General features: G+C 72.9%; 15 protein-coding genes. 3 read left to right on the top strand and 12 right to left on the bottom strand.

Annotation, left to right across the window (positions count from 1 at the left end; genetic code table 11):
- Nucleotides 1–21 precede the first annotated feature (21 nt).
- The gene (locus WG209_RS17675; protein WP_337176402.1) at nt 22–801 is read left to right on the top strand and encodes a UDP-2,3-diacylglucosamine diphosphatase; all 780 of its coding nucleotides are present in this window, start codon (nt 22–24) and stop codon (nt 799–801) included.
- Here WG209_RS17675 and WG209_RS17670 read toward each other — a convergent pair.
- From WG209_RS17670 to WG209_RS17635, 8 genes are all read right to left on the bottom strand, one after another.
- A complete protein-coding gene (locus tag WG209_RS17670) occupies nt 770–1,843 on the bottom strand; it encodes a rhomboid family intramembrane serine protease (protein ID WP_337176401.1) in 1,074 nt (357 codons plus the stop codon). The genes WG209_RS17675 and WG209_RS17670 overlap by 32 nt on opposite strands.
- A 298-nt stretch (nt 1,844–2,141) precedes the next feature.
- On the bottom strand, nt 2,142–2,699 hold the full coding sequence (locus WG209_RS17665) for a DUF1802 family protein (protein ID WP_337176400.1): 558 nt from the start codon (nt 2,697–2,699) through the stop codon (nt 2,142–2,144).
- Nucleotides 2,696–3,694, bottom strand: a complete 999-nt coding sequence (locus WG209_RS17660) for an NAD(P)H-dependent glycerol-3-phosphate dehydrogenase (RefSeq protein ID WP_337176399.1) — start codon at nt 3,692–3,694, stop codon at nt 2,696–2,698. Before WG209_RS17660 ends, WG209_RS17665 begins: the two co-directional genes overlap by 4 nt.
- A gap of 1 nt (nt 3,695) precedes the next feature.
- Nucleotides 3,696–5,015: a heterodisulfide reductase-related iron-sulfur binding cluster gene (locus tag WG209_RS17655; protein ID WP_337176398.1), complete on the bottom strand. Its 1,320-nt coding sequence runs from the start codon at nt 5,013–5,015 to the stop codon at nt 3,696–3,698.
- Nucleotides 5,016–5,311: 296 nt separating this feature from the next.
- On the bottom strand, nt 5,312–6,577 hold the full coding sequence (locus WG209_RS17650; protein WP_337176397.1) for an FAD-binding oxidoreductase: 1,266 nt from the start codon (nt 6,575–6,577) through the stop codon (nt 5,312–5,314).
- Nucleotides 6,574–7,428 carry a hypothetical protein gene (locus tag WG209_RS17645; protein ID WP_337176396.1) on the bottom strand — a complete coding sequence of 285 codons (855 nt, stop codon included), beginning with the start codon at nt 7,426–7,428 and terminating at the stop codon, nt 6,574–6,576. The genes WG209_RS17650 and WG209_RS17645 overlap by 4 nt, the downstream gene beginning before the upstream one ends.
- A gap of 85 nt (nt 7,429–7,513) precedes the next feature.
- A complete protein-coding gene (locus WG209_RS17640; protein WP_337176395.1) occupies nt 7,514–8,971 on the bottom strand; it encodes an FAD-linked oxidase C-terminal domain-containing protein in 1,458 nt (485 codons plus the stop codon).
- A gap of 181 nt (nt 8,972–9,152) precedes the next feature.
- Nucleotides 9,153–9,491: a DUF559 domain-containing protein gene (locus tag WG209_RS17635; protein ID WP_337176394.1), complete on the bottom strand. Its 339-nt coding sequence runs from the start codon at nt 9,489–9,491 to the stop codon at nt 9,153–9,155.
- 407 nt (nt 9,492–9,898) lie between these two features.
- Here WG209_RS17635 and WG209_RS17630 point away from each other — a divergent pair, with 407 nt between their 5' ends.
- Nucleotides 9,899–11,149 carry a glycosyltransferase gene (locus tag WG209_RS17630; protein WP_337176393.1) on the top strand — a complete coding sequence of 417 codons (1,251 nt, stop codon included), beginning with the start codon at nt 9,899–9,901 and terminating at the stop codon, nt 11,147–11,149.
- Nucleotides 11,150–11,208: 59 nt separating this feature from the next.
- Here the strand turns inward: WG209_RS17630 and WG209_RS17625 are convergent, their stop codons facing one another.
- From WG209_RS17625 to WG209_RS17610, 4 genes are all read right to left on the bottom strand, one after another.
- Complete coding sequence (locus tag WG209_RS17625) at nt 11,209–15,033, bottom strand: HEAT repeat domain-containing protein (protein WP_337176392.1); 3,825 nt, start codon at nt 15,031–15,033, stop codon at nt 11,209–11,211.
- 54 nt (nt 15,034–15,087) lie between these two features.
- Nucleotides 15,088–15,429 carry a phosphoribosyl-ATP diphosphatase gene (locus tag WG209_RS17620; protein ID WP_337176391.1) on the bottom strand — a complete coding sequence of 114 codons (342 nt, stop codon included), beginning with the start codon at nt 15,427–15,429 and terminating at the stop codon, nt 15,088–15,090.
- Between the two features lie 140 nt (nt 15,430–15,569).
- Complete coding sequence (locus WG209_RS17615) at nt 15,570–16,040, bottom strand: SRPBCC family protein (protein WP_337176390.1); 471 nt, start codon at nt 16,038–16,040, stop codon at nt 15,570–15,572.
- A 37-nt stretch (nt 16,041–16,077) separates the two neighbouring features.
- Complete coding sequence (locus WG209_RS17610) at nt 16,078–16,584, bottom strand: DinB family protein (protein WP_337176389.1); 507 nt, start codon at nt 16,582–16,584, stop codon at nt 16,078–16,080.
- Between the two features lie 99 nt (nt 16,585–16,683).
- Here WG209_RS17610 and WG209_RS17605 point away from each other — a divergent pair, with 99 nt between their 5' ends.
- Complete coding sequence (locus WG209_RS17605; RefSeq protein WP_337176388.1) at nt 16,684–19,092, top strand: glycosyltransferase family 39 protein; 2,409 nt, start codon at nt 16,684–16,686, stop codon at nt 19,090–19,092.
- Nucleotides 19,093–19,267: the final 175 nt, after the last annotated feature.

Raw genomic sequence — 19,267 nt, 5'->3', positions numbered from 1 at the left:
GAAGACGGCCGGAGCGCGACCATGAGCGACTATTTCCTGAGCGATGTGCACCTACGCGAGGACCGCCCGGAGCGGGGCCGCCGGCTGCTGCGATTCCTCGGCCGCCTCGACCCGGCCGCCGACCGCCTGATCATCGCCGGCGACCTCTGCGACTTCTGGATGGGCTCGCGCACGCCCCCCGACCGGCTGGCCCGCGACGAGGCCCTGGCCGCGCTGGCCGGCTTCCGCCGCGCCGGCGGCGCGCTGTCGATCCTCGCCGGGAATCACGACCACTGGCTGATGGACTTCTACGCCGACGCCCTGGGCGCCCAAATCGTCCCCGAGCCGATGGACGTGGAGAGCCACGGCGTCCGGCTGCGCGTCGTCCACGGCCACCTGCTGGGGGCGCGGAAGAGGTGGAAGGGGGTGATGGAGTCTCGCGGCTTCTTCCGGGCGTTCGGGACGCTCCCCGGTTTCGTCGCCGGCCCGCTCGACGCGGCGCTCCAGGCGAAGAACCGGCGCGGGCTGCTGGACGACGAGCGCCGGCACCTGGCGACCTATCGCGACTACGCCGCCGGCCTCCCCGACGCGGTGGACGTCGCGGTCTTCGGCCACGTCCACCGCGCGGTCGACCAGCCGGGCCGCCCCCGCCTGATCGTCCTCGGCGGCTGGCAAGACCGCCTCAGCTTCCTGAAGGTGGACCACTCCGGGCCGACGCTCCACGTCGAGGGGGGGGACGCCGACGACATCCCCGCTCGCGCGCCCGACGCTCCGAGCCACGCCTCAGCCCCTACCGGCGACGCAACGACCAGTACTCCCTGAGGCGGCCGGAGGCCTCCTCCCGGACCGCTTCCATCACCGTCTCCAGGTCGGCGCGAAACGCCGCGCGCTCCTGGGGCGTCGGCTTGCGCCGGGCGTACTCCGACGCCCCGGCCAGGAGCCGTCGGTACGCCGATCGGGTCGGCCCCCCGTCGAGCGTCGGGGCCAGCGACCTCAGCGCCGGGGCCAGCGCCTTCGGGTTCCCCACGCCCCGGGTCGCCCACGACCGGACGGCCAGCAGCGCGCGGTAGGCCGCGGCGTCGGCCCGGACCTGGCTTCGCATCGTCTCCAGCTCGCGGGCGCCGGCCTCGCGGAAGTCCGACCGGGCCTGGGCGGCGACCCCCGCCGCGATCACCAGCAGCCACGCGACCCCCACGGCCCACGCCCGCGGCCCGCCCCTGCCGGCGAACAGGCGACGATGGGCCAGGCCGATCGGCAGGCCGACGATCGCGCCCCCGGCGTGGCCCCAGTTGTCGATGTAGCGCGGGAACGCCAGCCCGAGCGCCCCGGTGATCGCCAGCGCCTTGAGCATCTGCCAGGTCAGCTCGCGATCCCCCTCCGCCCGCGACGCCCAACCGGCCGTGGCGCACAGGCCGATCAGCCCCATGATGACCACCGAGCCCCCGCCGGAATGGACCGCCGGGCTCGACCCCATCGCCTCGCGGGCCATCGCCGACAGCAGGTTCCCGCCGACCCCCGTCATCCCGTAGATCGTCACCAGCGCCCACGACCCGTACCAGGACTCCAGCAGCGTCCCCAGCAGGTAGAACGCGAACAGGTTCATCCCGATGTGGACGACGCTGTAATGGACGAAGTTGCATGTGATCAACCGCCAGTATTCCCCGGCGGCCAGGTCGTTCAGCGTCAGGTCGCCGAACCGGCCGCCGTCGCCGAACCCGGCCACCAGCACCTGCCAGATCGTCGGCGCGGGGTGTTCCTGGAGCCGGAGCGCCACCATCGCCGCGAAGACCAGCAGCCAGCTCGCGCCGAACAGGGCCGTCGCCGGGAAGTCGCGGATTTCCTTCACGATGGCGCGGAGGTTCATTCGGGGCTCGCGGCGGGACTGCTCGACACGACTGGCCTCGGCGGCCGATGGACGACGGCCTTACCCCCTGGTGGGGGAAGACAGACCGCGAAGCGGTCGGATGAGGGGGAGCCGCCCGCGGAGCGCCGGAGTTCGGGACACGGCCCGGGCCGCCGGCCTCGGGAGGCCCGCCCGATCTCGGAAGGCCATCCCGCTCGTCCCCCCCCTCATCCGGCCCTTCGGGCCACCTTCCCCCTCCAGGGGGGAAGGGCGTTTATCGGTCAGACGTCGCCATTCTACCCTCCCGCCCGGCGGCCCGTCAGAAGCATGCGAGGAGTCTCGCGCGGCGTTCCTCCCAGGCATCGTCGTCGAGGGCCGGCGACAGGCCGTCGGTGGCGATCGGCGGGTCGAGGGGGACCCAGGTCTTGCAGCCGAGCTGGTCGAGGGTCGGGACGATCTCGGTCGCCTCGGGGCGGGACCATACGCGGACGCCCAGCGCCCAGAGGCCGGGGCGGCGGTAGCGGAACCGCTGGAGGACGGTCTCCTCGGTCCAGGCGTGGAACGGCTCGAGCGCGGCCAGGTCCTCCTCCCGCTCGATCAGGTGGACCGAGTCGACCACGGCGAGCGAGCGGATCGGGACGACGGCGGGGTCGGACGGGGGGGAGGGGGCCGGGACTTCGACGCGGAGGCCCTGCTGGGCCTCGTGCAGCCGCGTGGGGTAGAGCCAGAAGACGCGGTGCTCCGGGGTGAAGACGCCCCCCTCCTCGGCGATGCCCCCCTTGCGGAGGATCAAGGTCTGCTCGCCGGACGCCAGCGCGGCGCGGACGCCGGCCCACTCCTTGAAGCCGACGCCGCACGCGGGGGGAAGTTCGCTCATAGCTCGGCCTCGTCCTTGGGCGCGCGGGTCATCAGGTCGACGACCGCCACGCGCGGGGGCTTGCCCTCGAAGAGGACCCGGTGCAGCTCGTCGGTGATGGGCATCTCGACCCCCAGCTTCTCGGCCAGGGCGTGGACGCTCCGGATGGTGGGGACCCCCTCGGAGACGTTCGCCATGTCGGCCAGGATGTCCGCCAGGGCCTCGCCGCGGCCGACGCGCCGGCCGACCTCGCGGTTGCGGCCGAACGGGCTGAAGCAGGTGGTGACCACGTCCCCCACGCCGGCGAGCCCGTAAAACGTCTCGATCCGGCCGCCGAGCCTCACCCCCATCCGGGCGATCTCGACGAGCCCGCGCGTCAGCAGCGCGGCCTTGGCGTTGTCCCCGATCTCCAGGCCGTCGCAGACCCCCGCGGCGATCCCCAGGATGTTCTTGAGCGCGCCGGCGACCTCCGCGCCCACGGCGTCGGCGTTCCGGTAGAGGCGGAACGTGGCGTGGCTGAACGAGGCCTGCGCGGCCTCGCACAGCTCGACCGACGGCCCGGCGACGACGAGCGAGGCCGGCATTCCCCGCGCCAGCTCCTCGGCGTGGCTGGGGCCGGTGAGCACGGCCGTCTCGCGCGGGCCGAGCGCCTCGGCGATGATCTGGGTCGGCCTCGCGAACGTCCCGAACTCGATCCCCTTCACGACGCTGAGCGCCGGGACGCCCGCGGGGGCGGACGGGGCCAGCGGCGCGAGCGTAGCGCGGAGGTACGAGGTGGGGATCGCCGCCACGATCACGTCGGCCCCCTCCATGGCCTCGGCCGGGTCGCCGGTGATCCGGATCGCCTCGGGGATCTCGACCCCCGGCAGGTGGCGCTCGTTGCGGCGGGTCTCGGCCATGACGCGGGCGCGGTCGGGCTCGCGGACCCAGAGCCGGGCGTCGGCCCCGGAGCGCGCCAGGACCATCGCCGTCGCGGTCCCCATCCCTCCGCCCCCCAGGACGGCCACGCGCCTCATGTCACGAGCCCCCTTCATACGCCCGGTCGAGCAGGTCGACGGGGTGGACGACCTCGATCGGCAGCCCTTGCTCGCGGATCTGGCGGGCGATCTGGAGCGTGCAGCCGATGTTCCCGCTGGCGACCACCGCCGCGCCGGTCGCCTCGATGTTCGCCACCTTCCGGCGGGCCAGGCGCCGGGACATCTCGGGCTCGGTCAGGTTGTACGTCCCGGCGGCGCCGCAGCACAGCTCGCTCTCGGCGAGCGGGACCAGCTCCAGGCCGGGGATCATCGCCAGCAGCCCCCGGGGCTGGGCGCGGATCTGCTGGGCGTGGCAGAGGTGGCAGGCGTCGTGATACGTCGCCTTCACGGGGACGGCATGCGTCGGCGGGATCGGGCCCAGCTCGGCCAGGAATTCCGACACGTCCTTGACCTTCGCCACGAACCGGGCGACCCGTTCGCGCTCCTCCGGGGGCATGACGTGCCCGAGGCCCTTGAACATCGCCCCACAGCCGGCCGCGTTGACGACGATCGCGTCCAGGTCCTCGAAGTCGAACGCGTCCATGTTCCGGCGCGCCAGGTCGAGGGCCGGGGCCTCGGCGCCGGAGTGGAAGTGGATCGCGCCGCAGCACGCCTGCCCGCGCGGGACGACGACCTCGCAGCCGTTGCGGCGGAGGACGCGCGCGGTGGCCTCGGTGGTCTGGGGGGTCATCGCGTCGGTCACGCAGCCGAGGAACAGCCCCACGCGAGCCCGCCTCGGGCCGATCGCCGGCAGGACCTCCGCCAGGTTGGACGGCCGCCTCAGGGGCGGGACCATCGCCTGCATGTTCCGGAGCGTCGGCGGCAGGAGCTTGAGCAGCCCGCTCCCCTCCACCGCCTTCATCAGGCCGAGCCGCTGGAGGACGCGCACCGGCCAGAGCGCCGCGCGGACGCGTCCCGCGTAGGGGAACAGGTGGTGGAGGACGACCTTCTGGAGCCGGCTCGGGCCCTTGCCCGGCGGGGCCTTGCGGACCATCTCGATCTTGAACGGCTCGATCAGCCGGCCGTACTGGACGCCGGACGGGCAGGCGGTCTCGCACGCGCGGCAGTCCAGGCACAGCTCCAGGTGGCGGCGCACCTCCGGCCCGACCCCGAGCCGGCCGTCGACGACCGACCGCATCAGGTAGATACGCCCGCGCGGGCCGTCGTTCTCGTCGCCGTTCTCGACGTAGGTCGGGCAGCTCGCCGTGCACAGCCCGCAGTGGATGCACTGCTGGAACAGGCGATAGGGGATCTGCTCGCCGAGCCAGTCCAGGTCGACGGGCGTCTCGGCGACGGGCGGGGCGATCGGACGTTCATTCATGTGTTCGACCCTGTCCATCGTTCCTGATCGCCGCGATACGCGGGCGGCCATCCCAACGTCCTTCCCCCCTGGAGGGGGAAGGTGGCCCGGAGGGCCGGATGAGGGGGGGACGAGCGAGAAGGCCGTTGAGGTTCGAAGCGGCCCTCCGGGGCCGACGGCCGGGGCCATGCTCCCGAACTCCGACGCCCCGCGGGCAAGCTCCCCCTCATCTGACTCCTTCGGAGTCCGTCTTCCCCTTCCAGGGGGGAAGAGCGTTGACGTCGCGTCCCGCCAGGATCGGTCGAGATCCGCATCGTTCAGCCCTCGCCCGCGAACCGGCCGGGGTTCATCAGGGCGCCCGGGTCGAGCGCCGCCTTGATCTTGCGGCCCAGCGTCCAGTCGCCGCGGGGCTCGCCCCAGACGCGCAGCCGGGGCTTCCAGGCCGTCGGGCAGCGCGCGACGACGAGGTTGCCCCCGCCCGCGACCGCCGCGGCCCGCGCGGAGTCGACGGCCGTGGCCGCCTCCCCCTCGGTCCACTCGCCCAGCCCGCGCATGTGGACCACGCCGTCGCCCGCGTGGGCCTGGGTCGCCCAGCGATCGGGCGGGAGCGCGGCCAGGAACGCCGCCACGCGCGACGGCCGCATGCTCGCCGAGCAGGCCAGGGGAGCGTCCTCGGCCTGGAACTCCACGAGCGACGACCAGAGCGGATCGGCCTCCGCGTCGCGCGAGACCTCGAAGTCGCGGCCGACCTCGCGCCGGAACTGGTCGACCTGCCAGGCGACCGGCGCGGCGGCCCCCTCGATGCCCACCACCAGCGTCCACGACCCCCCCTTGATGCCGAGGGGCTCGCCGATCGCCCTCGACGCCGACGGGTTCAGCATCTCCACGGCCGTCGGCCGGATGGACGACGTGTTGAGCGCCGCGACGTGGGCGTCGAGCGGCGTGGGGGAGTCGGCGGCCAGCCAGATCAGGGCGGAGGCGGCGGGCTTGGGCCGCACGGTGAGCGTGGCCTGGGTGATGATCCCCAGCGAGCCGAGCGAGCCCGTCAGCAGCTTGGGGAAGTCATAGCCGGCGACGTTCTTCACGACCCGCCCGCCCCCCTTCACCTCGACGCCCGCCGCCGTCACGAACGAGACGCCGATGATCGAGTCGCGCGGGCGGCCCAGCGCGAACCGGCGCGGCCCGAAGACGCCCGTCGCCAGCGCGCCGCCGATCGTCGCCCGGTCGGCCCGCGGGACCTCGAACTGGAGGCGTTGGTTGTGCTCGCCGAGGATCGTCCGCAGGGCCGCGACGGTCATCCCGGCGCGGACGGTGATGGTCATGTCGGCGTGGGGATAGTCGACGACCTCGGCCAGGCCGGTCAGGTCGACCGCCGCGCCGGGGCGCGCCGGGGGCAGGCCGAAATCGAGCCCCGTCCGGCCCCCTTGCGGGTAGACGGCGCCGCTCAGGGCGGCCTCGGCTCGCACGGCGTCGCACAACTCGTCGACGGTCGTCGGGCGGTGGACGGCGGAGGCGGATCGGCCGTCGCCCAGGGGCGCGGAGTCGGCGGCCTCGGGCCAGGCGAGGCGGTCGGCCGCAGTCATGACTCGCCCCCTTCCCTCGGCGTCTCGGGGATCGCGCCGAGGATGCGCTCGACCATCCCCTGCACCTCGCGGATCGCGGAGAGGGTCGGCTCGTCGAACGCGCCGGGGTAGGCCTCGGTGAGCAGGACCTGCGGCTCCAGGGCCAGGCGGTAGAGGGCGTAGGCCAGGCGGCGGTCCAGCCCGGCGGCGTCGCGGTTCTCCTCGTCGAGCGAGCGCAGGGCGTCGAGCAGCTCGGAGGCCGTGGCGGCCGGGACGCATTCGCCGCGTCGCAGGCGGGGGAGGAACGCCGACGGGTCGCCGCCGTCGGGGCCGACGTGTTTCCAGGCGATGTCCAAGGCGCGGGGCTCCGGGGTGGGCGAGGCGGCGACGACGGGGTCGCGCGGGGGGGCCGTCTCCAGGCGGATCGTCATCGGCGGGGCGGGCTCGGCGACGGCCGGGGCGGACCCGTCCCAGTCCTCCATCTCCGGGAGCCGCACCAGCGGCACAACGACGTTCCCGGCGGCCTCCCCCGGGCCGTGCTCGGCCTGGCCGTCCCGCCACTCGGCGAGGTAGCCGGGATCGCCGGCGATCGCCGCGAGCCCCTTCAGCGGGCCCCGCTTCGATTCGACCTCGGCCATCTGCCGGCGGGTCCGCTCCTCCTCCAGCGACCGCGCCAGCAGCAGGGCGCAGTACTCCTGCATCGTGGGGACCTCGTACCGGTCGGCCAGCTCCTGGGCCAGATCCAGCAGGCTCCCCGGGAGGTAGAGCGTCAGGCGGTGGACCTCGTCCTCATAGCCGGGGAGCTTGTGCTCGCCCGACCGGAAGACGGGGGGGAGGCGGCGCCAACGCGAGTACTTGTTCCTGTCGCCCAAGGCAGCGGCCCCCCAAACGTCTCGCGGGACGTCGGGTCGCCGCGCTTTCCCTATCATACCGCTTCCGCCCGCGCGTGCGAGCCGGTCACGCCGGCGCGCGGCGGCCGGGGGAGGTCCGCTCGATGCAGTGGCCGCCGACGGGGATCTTCTTGTGGGGGCTGCACCGGCCGTCGGGGTTCAGGGCGTCGTGGACGGCGGTCATGGCGGCGAGGTCGTCGGGGCTGAACAGCTTGGGCATCATGCCGATCTTCTCCACGCCGATGCCGTGCTCGCCGGTGACGCTCCCCCCCAGGCGGATGCACTCGTCCAGGATCTCGTGGCTGGCCTGGAGGGCCCGCTTCACCTGGCCGGGGTCCTGCTCGTCGAACATGATGATGGGGTGGAGGTTGCCGTCGCCGGCGTGGAAGACGTTGGCGATCCGGACGCCGCAGCGCTCCGAGACCCCCTCCATGAACCGGAGGATGTGGGGCAGGGCGGTGCGCGGGACCACGCCGTCCTGGGTGCAGAAGGTGGGGGTCACCCGGCCGATCGCGCCGAAGGCCATTTTCCGGGCTTTCCAGATGGCCTTGTACTCGGGCACCTCGCGGGTCCGCCAGGCGATCGCCTTGTCGATCGCGCCGCGATGGGCCGCGACGATCTCGGCGATGGCCTCGGCCTCGCGGTCCATGGCGGCCTCGACGCCGTCGACCTCGATGATGAGCACGGCCCCGGAGTCGAGCGGGAAGCCGAGGTTGTACGCCGCCTCGACGGCCCGGATCATGATGTTGTCGATCATCTCCAGCGCCGCGGGGACGATCCCGGCGGCGACGATCCCGGAGACGGCCTCCACGGAGTCCTCGACCGTCGGGAAGACGGCGAGCAGGGTCCGCCCGGCCTCGGGGTCGCGGCTGAGGCCGACGGTCACCTTCGTCACGATGCCGAACGTCCCCTCGCTGCCGACGAGCAGGCCGGTCAGGTCGAGCCCCGGCTGGTCCGCGACCACGCCGCCGATCTGGACGACCTCCCCCTCGGGCGTGACCAGTTCCACGCCCCGGACGTGGTTGATGGTCACCCCGTACTTGAGCGTGTGCGGCCCGCCGGCGTTGGTCGCGACGTTCCCGCCGATGGTGCAGGCGGTCTGGCTCGACGGGTCGGGCGCGAAGTGGACGCCCGTGCCCGCCAGCGCCCGCGTCAGCCAGACGTTGACCACGCCGGCCTCGACGATCGCGTAGCGGTCGCGGGCGTTGACCTCGACGATCCGCTTCATCCGCGTCAGGCTGATCATCACCCCGCCGCCGACCGGGAGCGTCCCCCCGGCCAGGCTCGTCCCCGCCCCGCGCGGCACGAACGGGACGTCGTGCCGGTTGCAGAGCTTCACGACCCCGACCACCTCCTCCGTCGACGTCGGGAAGACCACCACGTCCGGCACGTTCTTCTCGATGACGTAGCCGTCGCACTCGTACACGACCAGCTCGTCATGCCGATGCAGCACCCCCTCCGCCCCCAGCAGGGCGGTGAGGTCGTCGACGAGGGAAGGGGCGGCGGTGGTGGAAGTGGTGGCCATGCGGTCTGATTCCTAACGGCCTTCCCCCCTGGAGGGGGAAGGTGGCCCGGAGGGCCGGATGAGGGGGGGACGAGCGAGACGGCTTCCGGAGTTCGAACGGCCCTTCCGGCTGTTGGCAGTGGCGGAGCCCCGGGCTCCGAGGCCTCCCGGGTAGGCGAGGAAGCCATGGGGAGATTCGAAGTTAGCCGACTCCGCCTTCGCGACGAAAAGCGACGATCGCTTCCACGACCGCCCCAACGTCCGCGATGACGTCGTCGTTTGATATGCGAAACACCTGGAGATGCCTGGCCTCCATCCAGGCGTCGCGGTCTCGGTCGTAGTCACCTCGATCGGCGTGACTGTCGCCGTCGAGTTCAATCACGAGCCGTCGCGCCGGTTCGTGGAAGTCGGCGATGTAAGGGCCAATCGGCGCTTGCCGCCGGAAGCGGTAGCCGAGGCCTCGCAATTGACGAAGCTCCCGCCACAGGGCGCGTTCCGGCTGGGTCATCTCGCGGCGCAACCGCCGGGCTCGACCCAGCATCGTATCCTCCCCCACATCTTCCGGCGAAGCGGCCATGCGGCACCCCGATCTCGGCTGATGAGCTTCTGGCCGACGCGAAACGGTCTTCCCCCCTGGTGGGGGAAGACTGACTCCGAAGGAGTCAGATGAGGGGGAGCTGCCCGGGGAGCTTCGGAATTCGAAGCACCGCCCAAGCCAACGCCCCGGAAGGCCCCTTCAAGCTCAGCAGGTTGTGCCGCTCGTCCACCCCCTCATCCGGCCCTCCGGGCCACCTTCCCCCTCCAGGGGGCAAGGCCGTTAGGATTCTATTCTATCTTGCGCCGCCCCCAGGCGTAGCCCCTCGTCGCCTTGCCCGATTCGCCCCGATCGGGTAGGTTCCGCCATCGACCATCGCGGACACGTCACCGATCGAGCGAAGGGGGGCCGGCATGGACGCCAGCATCCGAGAGCGCGCGGCCGACGCGGGGGGCCTGGGCCTCGCGACCGACTCCCCCGACGCCTTGCCCCCGGCGCTGGCCGGGCTGCGGATCGCCCTGGTGCACGACTGGCTCACCGGCATGCGCGGGGGGGAGAAGTGCCTGGAGGTCCTCTGCCGGGCGTTCCCCTCGGCGCGGCTGTACACGCTGATCCATCGCCGCGGCTCCACCAGCCCGGCGATCGAGGCGATGGCGATCCGCACGTCGCCCCTGCAACGGGCGCCGGGGGTCTTCCGCTACTATCGACAACTGCTGCCGATCATGCCGGCGGCGGCGGCGACGTGGCGGCCGAAGGACGTCGACCTCGTCGTCAGCCTGAGCCATTGCGTGGCGAAGGCGGTCCGCGTGCCGGCCGGCGTGCCGCACGTCTCCTACTGCTTCACCCCCATGCGCTACGCCTGGCAGGGGCGCGACGCGTATCTCGAAAGCTGGGCCGACCGCCCCGTCCGCCGCGCCGTCGCGCGGGGCCTGCTGGACCGCCTGCGCGACTGGGACCGCGCCACCGCCGCGCGGGTCAGCCGTTTCGTCGCCATCTCGGAGACGATCCGGGGGCGAATCGCCGAGTGCTACCACCGCGACAGCACCATCATCGAGCCCCCCGTCGACACCGACTATTACCGGCCCGACCCGGCCGCGACGCGCGAGGACTTCTACCTCGTCGTCTCCGCGCTGGTGCCGTACAAGCGGGTCGACCAGGCGGTCGCCGCGTGCCGGCGGACGGGGAAGCGGCTGATCGTCATCGGCGCGGGGCCTGACCGCGCGCGGCTGGAGGCGCAGGCCGGGCCGGAGACGACCTTCCTCGGCTGGCAGTCGGACGAGGCGATCCGCGACCACTACCGCCGCTGTCGCGCCTTGTTGTTCCCCGGCGAGGAGGACTTCGGCATCGTCCCCGTCGAGGCGCTGGGCTGCGGCTCGCCGGTGATCGCCCTGAACCGCGGCGGCGCGGCCGAGTCGGTCCCCGCCGCGTGCGGCCGGCTGTACGACGCCCCCACGACCGACGCCCTCGCCGCCGCCATCGACGCCTGGGAGGCCGAGGGTCGCCCCCACGACGCGGCCCTCGCCCGCGGGCGAGCCGAGTCGTACGCCCTCCCCGTCTACCGCCGCCGGCTCCTCAACCTGCTGGCCGAGGTCGTCTCCGCCAAGGACCGCCATCCCGGCGTCCCCCGCCCCCACATCGCCGCGCCGGCCGCGCGGAAAAGCTGAACGGCCTTCGTCGCTCGGGCGTCCCCTCTCCCGGCGGGAGAGGGGACCGGAGTTACACATCACCGCCCGGCCGCCGCCTGCTCGGGGGCGGCGACGCGCGGGACGGATTCGAACAGGGCGATCAGGTCGGCGATCTCCTGGTAGGAGAGCGTGTCGAGCAGGCCCTCGGGCATGACCGAGGTCGGCGAGGCCTGCTCCTCGGCGATCTCGTCCTTCGGGATCGAGACCTTGGAGCCGTCGGACAGCAGGAGGACCAGCGTCGGGCCGTCGTTGACGATCGGCATGCCGCCGACGACCCGGCCGTCGTCGGTCGCCACGAGCAGCGGCTTGTACTGGTCCGAGATGATCTTCGACGGCGAGACGATCGAGTCGAGGATGTCGACCGGCTGGAACCGGCTGCTGACCGTCGTCAGGTCCGGGCCGAGGCCCTGGCCTTGCTCGCCGAACTTATGGCAGTCGAGGCAGCGGACCTTGGCGATCACGGCCTTGCCGCGCTCGGGGGAGGCGGTCTTCATCACGTCGGCCTGGAGGACGTTCTTCACCAGGTCGGCCAGGTCGCGCGCCTTCGTCGCGGCGACGACCTCGGTCGTCTCGGGGCCGTCGGGGAACTTCTCGCGATAGGCGACGTCCCAGAACGCGACCTCGTCCTCGAACGAGCCCGCGGCCTCCCTCGGCGGCCGGCCGATCCAGCGCCGCGCGACCTGGCGGACCGCCATGCGCAGCGTCGGCGGCGAGCGGCGGGCCAGGCGGATCAACGCGGCCGGCGCCTCGGCCCCCTCGGGGATGGCGTCGACCCGGCCGACCGCGTGCAGCGTCAGCCGCAACGTGTTCTCGTCCCTGGAATCGAGCGCCGAGGCCAGGATCGGCAGGTCGTCCTTCGAGGGCCGCTCGGCCAGCGCCCGGATCAGGCGGTCGCGGCTGGCCGGGTCGGCCTCCAGCAGCGAGCGGAGCGCCACGCGCGCCTCTTCGCCGGGGCTCCTCCCCAGCTTCTCCAGGATGGTCGACTTCAGGTCGTCGGCGTGGGGCCCGCCGACCTTCGCGGAGACGAGCCGGTTGTAAAGCCCCGCCAGCGCCTCGACGGCCGTCGGGTCGTTCGCGACGTCCAACTCGCGGGCCAGGACGCGGGTCGGGAACGGGTGCTCGGCCCCCCGCGCCAGCAGGTCGGCGCGCTCCTCGGCGGTCAGCACGTCCAGCCACTCGCGGGCCATCATGTCCAGGAACCCGAGGTAGCTGTAGCCGCCGTCCCAGGCGCTGGCGCGGTCGAACCAGGCCCAGAATCGCGACTTGGCCTCCGGGGTCCAGCCCGTCTTGATGACCCGCAGGCAGTAGGCGTCGTGGATCTGCGAGTCCGTGTCGGCCACGGCGTCCTGGTGGTCCAGCAGCGCGGCGACGGCCGCCGGCTCGTCCAGGAACGCCAGGAGCTTGGCGACCTCGCGGTTCAGCGGCGTGTCGGCCTTGCCGGAGAACATCGCCAGCAGCCGGGCGCGGAAGTCGGCCGAGATCGGCGCCTCGGCCTTGCTCGGGCCGAGCAGGTACGTCAGCTGGATCAGCCGCAGCAGGTCGACCTGGAGCGCCGGGTCGAGCGTCTCGCGCAGCAGTACCAACTCGCGGTCGAGGAGGCTCGCCTGCGCGGCCTGGTCGAGCGTCGAGGCGCGGACCAGCGCGAGCATCCCCTCCAGCCTCGCGCGAGGGCTCTCCAGGGAGAGGAGCGCGTCGCGGAACCGGGCCGGCCCGGCGTGCTCCACGGCCGTGCGGGCCGTCGATCGCAGGAAGCGGTCGGGGTCGGCCAGCAGCGGCAAGAGGGCGGGGACGGGGATCGTCTCGGCCGGCTGTTGCATCAGCGACTCGCAGGCGTGACGGCGGACGAACGGGTCGGCGTCGGCCAGCGCGGACGTCAGAGCCTCGCGGGAGGCGTCGGTCGCGTGGTAGGCCAGCAGCGAGACCGCGCGGGCGCGAACGTCCGCGTCCCGGTCGGCCGTCAACGCGACGAGCAGCGCCTCGGACGGCCCCGGCCCGTGGACCGAGAGGGCGTCGAGCGCCCGGACCCGCCGCGCGGGCGGGGTCTGGCCGGAGGCGTCGCGCGCCGCCGCCTCGAGCTTGCCGGCCCAGGCGTCGGCGTTCGCGGCCTTGATCGCCCCGACCTTCTTCCGGGCGAAGCTGGAGAGGGGCGAATCGACGTCGAGCGCCTCGGCCACCCAGTCGGCCGGCGCGGGCCTCGTCGCGGGGGGCGCGGTCGACTTCAGGCGGAACAGGCCCCCCTGCGTGCCGCGGCCGCCGGTCGAGAAGTAGACGCAGCCGTCCGGGCCCACCTCGATGTCGGTGCAATTCAGCGGCTGCCCGCTCACCAACTCCTTCGCCTTGGCGCGATACGTCGACCCCTCGGGCGTCATCGCGACCGACAGGACGCGGCCCTGCGACCAGTCGCAGAGGAGCATCTGGTCGCGGCATTCCTCGGGGAACTGGGAACCCTGGTAGAACGTCACCCCGGTCGGGCTGCCGCGGCCGAGGTCCAGCGTGGTCGGGAGGCTGTCGAAGTAGTAGTCCGGCCAGACGGCCGAGCCGTTGCGCCAGCCGAACTCGGCCCCGATGGGGCAGTGGTTCACGCGGACGGGGCGATACCAGGGGACGCCCAGGTCCCACTCCATGTCGCTGTCGAAGGCGAAGATCTGGGCCTTCGCGTTGAAGGCGAAGTCGTACTGGTTGCGGAACCCGGCCACGATCCGCGTCCAGGTCTTCCCCATGTCGTCGCTGCGGTAGATCTCGCCGCCGGGCGCGAGGACGCCGGCCGCGTGCCCGCGCGAGTCGTTCATGTGCGGCAGAAGCTCCCCCTCGTAGGCGACGTTCACCGGGCTGGCCGGGTCGATCGGCGGCTTGAGGTGCGAGTGGTTGCCGCTGTTGTAGTACAGCCGGCCGTCGGGCCCGACCATGATCGCGTGCGGGCCGTGCTCGCCCATGCCGCCGTCGACGCCGCGGAGCAGCTCGGCCTTCTCGAAGACGCCGTCTTTGTCCTCGTCGGTCAGGCGGTGGATGCCGTCCCCCTCGGGCCCCTTGCCGACGGCGAACAGCACGTCCTCGTGGAAGTGGAGCCCCTGGCAGTTGGTCACGACCGAGGCGATCGCGACGGCCGACTCGTAGCGGCCGTCGCCGTCGGCGTCGACCAGGCGGGCGATCGGCCCGCGCTCGATGGAGACGCAGGGGGCGCCGTCGGGGTCGAAGGTGAAGGCGACGACGGAGCCGGTCACGCCGTGGGTCGCGGCGGTCTCGACGGCGAAGCCCTCGGCGGCCTTGAAGCGGTCGGCGGCGTCGCCCAGCCCCTGGGCCAGCCGGCCCCAGGGCTCGACGCCGAACTCGCCGAAGTCGGCCGCGGCTTGCCACGACGAATCGTCGAAGTCGGGCATCTTCCAGGCGTCGCCGGTCGGGGCCTCGGCGGTCGCCTTCCACGACGGGTTCGTGTGGACCGGGGCGCCCTGGCCCAGCGGCAGCACGCCGCCGGCGACCAGGAAGCCGGCCAGCCCTGGGGCCTCGTTGGACGCCCACGCCGAGAGGACGTGCCGGCCGGTCTCGACCTCCACGTCGACCCGCGAGGGATTCCGCCAGTCGTCCCCGGCGGCGATCTTCTTGCCGTCGAGGTACAGCTCGAAGGCGTTGTCCGCGGCGGCGAACAGGGCCAGCCGAGACGGCTCCTTCACCAGGATCGTCTTGCGGAAGTAGCTGGTCTCCGCCGGGACGTCCCTGCCCTCCGCGCCGGCCCGCCAGATCCAGTGGGGCGCGGCGGCCTCCTGGCCGTCGGCCGCGGCGGCCCCCAGCGCCCAGGCCGCGCACGCGGCCAGCAGCGTCCCGCGACGGGCCCAGGCCCCGCGGCGACGGTCGTCTCCCCGCTCCATGCGCATCTCCAACGAGGGATCTTCAGGGTCGATGGACCGGACGCGCCCGGGGCGTCAGGCCTCCGGGGGGCGCGAGGCCTTCTCGACGAGGCCGCTGACGCCCGTCCGTCGCCGGAGTTCCGCCTCCACGTCGTCCCACGGGATGTCGTGGTAGCCCAGCATCACGGCGGCGTGGAAGACCAGGTCGGCGACCTCCTTGACCAGGTGCTGGCGCCCGGCGTCCCCCGGCTCGTCCCCGGCCTCGACGACCTCGGCGGCCTCCTCGACGATCTTGCCGCCGATGGTCGCCACCCCCCCGTCCATCAGCTTCTTGACGTAGGACGTCTGGCCCGTCGCCCCCGCCTTGCGCTCGGCGATCACCGCCATCAACTCCGTCATCACCGACGATCCCGCCATGATCCACGCTCCGCCTTCACGACGACCCGAGATGGGAGGCGGACGCCTCGCGCCCGCCCTGCTGGACGACCAGGATACCACCCCCGCCGCCCGATCGACAGGATTTCCGGCGCGACGCCGCGCGCGGCCGTCGCGGGGCGTCACTCCCGGGCCGAGCCGTTCCCGAAGAGTTCCTCCATGCGACGCGCGCGGTAGTCGAAGATGGTCTCCACGTCGCGCCTGACGGTCCAGGCGTGGACGAGGCGGCCGATCGGGCCGAAGCCCAGGGCGTAGCGGACCTCGTCATGGACCATCGTCCCGCCGTCGACCGATTCGAACCGATGCGTGTGGCGCCAGAGCTTGTACGGGCCACGGAGCTGGACGTCGACGAACTGGCGCGGGGGATCCCACTCCTGGATCTCCGTGAGCCAGCCCATCGGGAGCCCGCGCAGGCGGATCCGGTAGCGGATCCTCGTCCCGGCCTTCATCTCGATCGGCCCGGTCGCGAGGATGCGGAACCCCAGCCAGGGGGGCGTGATGGCCTCCAGGTTCCTCGCGTCCGAGAAGAACTCGAAAACCTCGTCGATCGGCCGGGGGAGCCACTGTTCGCGACGCAGGACGTGCTCGACCACGCTCGGGTCCCTCTCGGTGTCGTGGGGTTCGCTCGAATCAGCCCGCGTCCTCGGGACGCCGGCGCAGCCAGTGGATGAAGTCGGTCGCGGCGGGCTCGCCGCCGGCCGCGCGGACCAGCATGGCGATCTGGCCGCGGTGGTAGTGGGAATGGCCGTAGAGCTGCACCAGCAAATCCTCGGCCGCGTTCCGGCCGGACGAGCCGTCGGACAGGCGATAATCGACGGCCCGCGCCAGCTCATCGTCGTCGAGCTTCTCCAGGTACGCGGCCCAACGCCCCTCGACCTCGCCCCAGTCGGCTGCGACGTCCTCGATCCGCGCGTCCCGCGGGAACACGACGACGGGACCGGCCTCCTCGCCGACGATCCGCGCCAGCCAGATCCGCCGCGCGGCGACGACGTGGGCGAGCAGGTCGACGGCCTTGCGATACTCGGGGCCGTCGCGTCGGGCCTCGGGGACGGTCGCCAGCGAGGCGAAGACGTGGGAATGGGCGTCGCGTTCGTAGTCGAACCAGCGTCGGAATCGGGCGGAGAGTCCATCGGCCATGGGCGGTCTCCTCGGTCGGTCGCCGCGAACCCCGTCCGGGTTCGGGCCCCGCGTTGGTATCATGGGCGTCCGGAACGATCAGGCGAGCGAGGATCGATCATGCCCGAGAGCGTCCCCAACATCCAGATGAGCGAAGCGACGGCGGCGGCGGGGGAGGGGGGCGAGCGGCCGCGCTGGACGTGGAAGGGCTCGATCCTCGTCTTCCTCGCGGCGACGGCGGCCATGGTCCCGACCGCCGGCGACTTCGGCGTCACCTGGGACGAGCCGGCCTACCGCTACAGCCAGGTGATCTCCGCCCAATGGTGGCGACAGTGGGCCGAAGTCTGGTCGTGGGACGACGTGAAGGCGCAGGTCGACCCCGACGCCCTCCTCTACTACTGGCCCTACGCGCGCTACGGCATTAACTTCCACCCGCCGCTCGCCGGCCAGGCGAGCCTCGCGGGGCACGCCGTCTTCGGCCACTGGATGAAGGATTACCCCTCGCGACGCATGGGCTCGATCCTGGAGTTCGCCGCGGCGATCGCCATCGGCTGCCATTTCCTCGCCCGGCGATACGGGCCGGCGACGGGGCTGGTGATGGCGGGTTCGCTCCTGCTGATGCCGCGCGTGTACGGCCAGGCGCACCTGCTGGACACCGACATCCCCGGCATGTTCCTCTGGGCGGCCGCGGCGCTGGCATTCTGGAACGGCCTGAGCGACCCCGGCGGTCGGGGCTGGCGGGTGCTGGTCGGCGTGCTGCTGGGGCTGGCGTTCCTGGAGAAGATGGCGGCGGTCGGCGTGCTCCTGCCGCTGATGGCGTGGCTGATCGCGACCCGGCTCCCGCTGGCGTTCACCCGCAAGGCGGGCCGCGGCGCGTGGATCGACGCGGCGGTCACGCTCGTCCCCATGCTCCTGATCCTGGGCCTGGCGTTCGTCGAGATCCAGCTCCTCCAGCGTCGGCTGCCCCCTCCCGCTCAGGCCGACCTGTTCTTCCAGATCGGGACGCGACCGGAGGCCACGCTGCCGGGCGTGGTGCTGGCGATCCCGGCGGCCGTCTGGGGGCTGCGTCGGCTGCTGGCGCGATGGCGGCCGACCAGTCGAATCTGGGGCGTCGACCGCCCCGGCCTGGAGACGTTCGCGGCGATCCTGGCCTTCGCGCCGCTGGTGGGGTGGCTCGGCAACCCCGCCTGGTGGCGCGAGACGATGATCCGCATGACGCACTACTACACCCTGAGCAACGACCGCCAGGGCGCCCTCCCGGACATCCTGATCCTCTATGCCGGCCAGATCTACAAGTACAGCCTCCCCTGGGACAACGGCTGGTTCCTCGCGGCGATCACCGTCCCGCCGACGATCCTGGCGGCCGGGCTGGCGGGCGTCGTCTGGGGCCTGAGGCGCGCGCGGACCGATTGGCTGCCGCTCTATTTCCTGGTCCACATGGCGACCCTCCCCGCGCTCCGGATGCTCCCCACCCCGGCGCACGACGGCGTCCGGCTGATGATGCCGACGTTCTTCTTCCTCGCCTGCTTCGCCGGCTGGGGGGCCGTCTGGGTCGGCGCGGCGGTCGCGCGGCGGATCCGCTGGGGGGCGTCGCTGACCTTCGCGACGGTCCTCGCGCCGGCGCTGGTCGCCCTCGTCGCGATCCATCCTTATGAGTTGTCGTATTACAACGCCCTGATCGGGGGGACGCCGGGGGCCTGGCGTCGCGGCTACGAGCTGACGTACTGGTACGACGCCTTCACGCCCGCCGTGATCGCCGACATGAACCGGCTGCTGCCCCCCGACGCCGAGCTGGACCACCTGAACCCCAAGACGGAGACCTCGATGCAGGTCTTCCACGACCTGCAATCCCTGGGGCACCTGCGCCCGGACATCCGGCTCGGCCGCCGCGGCGCCGAGCGGTTCCCGCACGTCGTCCTGTTGACGCAGGACTCCAAGGCCACGGCGTTCACGCGGCTGCTGTTCGCGATGGAGCCGTGGTACGCCTCGACGCCGCCGCAGGTCGGCGGCCTGCGCGTGGCGACCGTGGCGGAGCCGAAGGCCGTCGCGCGCGCCTGGGCGCTCAGCCTGCTGGCCGACGGCCCCGGCATCCCCCGGGCGAACGAGCCGCGCGCGCCGGAGTGGGTCCGGTCCTCGCTGCCGGTCCTCAAGCGGTTCTGGGGCGAGGGCCTCCAGCCCGACGCGCCGCTGGGGCTCAATCGCGGCGTGTTCGACTGGGCGCGGAACGACCCCGAGGGCCTGAAGGCCGCCGCTCGTCGGATCGCGTCGGAGGAAGGGGTCGAGGAGGATCCGGCCGCCGCCCGGCTCGGCCGGCTGCTGGTCCCGGTCGTCGACGGCCGCGCCGACGCCATGCGCCGGAACCTCCTGGACCAGCTCCTGGGCGTCCGCCCCGAGGCGCTGGTCGAGGCCGTCGCGATCCTGACCGACCGCCCCGACGACGTCGCCGCCGTGCTCACCCGATACGGCTACACCGACCCGGCGACCGTCGGCGGCTACCTGGACCGGGAGCTGGCCGGGGGGGGGGAATGAGGGCCGAGAGTTCTCGGTAAATCCCGGCGGCCTCGGATGTGGAAAGTCTTCCCCCCTGGTGGGGGAAGACAGACCGCGAAGCGGTCAGATGAGGGGGGCCAACCCGCCGAGTCTCGGGGTTCGGAGCTTGGCCCAGGCCGTCGGTCGTGGGGAAGTTCCCATGAACTCCGCCGGT

The organism is Paludisphaera sp. (genome assembly GCF_037189885.1).
Classification (GTDB): Bacteria; Planctomycetota; Planctomycetia; order Isosphaerales; family Isosphaeraceae; genus Paludisphaera.
This window is presented reverse-complemented; position numbering and strand designations above follow the sequence as displayed.

Bases quoted from the DNA above. Each gene is read 5' to 3' on its own strand.
- WG209_RS17660 (WP_337176399.1), bottom strand. From the start codon at position 3,694: ATGAGGCGCGTGGCCGTCCTGGGGGGCGGAGGGATGGGGACCGCGACG.
- WG209_RS17650 (WP_337176397.1), bottom strand. From the start codon at position 6,577: ATGACTGCGGCCGACCGCCTCGCCTGGCCCGAGGCCGCCGACTCCGCG.
- WG209_RS17670 (WP_337176401.1), bottom strand. From the start codon at position 1,843: ATGAACCTCCGCGCCATCGTGAAGGAAATCCGCGACTTCCCGGCGACG.
- WG209_RS17620 (WP_337176391.1), bottom strand. From the start codon at position 15,429: ATGGCGGGATCGTCGGTGATGACGGAGTTGATGGCGGTGATCGCCGAG.
- WG209_RS17610 (WP_337176389.1), bottom strand. From the start codon at position 16,584: ATGGCCGATGGACTCTCCGCCCGATTCCGACGCTGGTTCGACTACGAA.
- WG209_RS17630 (WP_337176393.1), top strand. From the start codon at position 9,899: ATGGACGCCAGCATCCGAGAGCGCGCGGCCGACGCGGGGGGCCTGGGC.
- WG209_RS17655 (WP_337176398.1), bottom strand. From the start codon at position 5,015: ATGAATGAACGTCCGATCGCCCCGCCCGTCGCCGAGACGCCCGTCGAC.
- WG209_RS17635 (WP_337176394.1), bottom strand. From the start codon at position 9,491: ATGCTGGGTCGAGCCCGGCGGTTGCGCCGCGAGATGACCCAGCCGGAA.
- WG209_RS17665 (WP_337176400.1), bottom strand. From the start codon at position 2,699: ATGAGCGAACTTCCCCCCGCGTGCGGCGTCGGCTTCAAGGAGTGGGCC.
- WG209_RS17605 (WP_337176388.1), top strand. From the start codon at position 16,684: ATGCCCGAGAGCGTCCCCAACATCCAGATGAGCGAAGCGACGGCGGCG.
- WG209_RS17675 (WP_337176402.1), top strand. From the start codon at position 22: ATGAGCGACTATTTCCTGAGCGATGTGCACCTACGCGAGGACCGCCCG.
- WG209_RS17640 (WP_337176395.1), bottom strand. From the start codon at position 8,971: ATGGCCACCACTTCCACCACCGCCGCCCCTTCCCTCGTCGACGACCTC.
- WG209_RS17625 (WP_337176392.1), bottom strand. From the start codon at position 15,033: ATGGAGCGGGGAGACGACCGTCGCCGCGGGGCCTGGGCCCGTCGCGGG.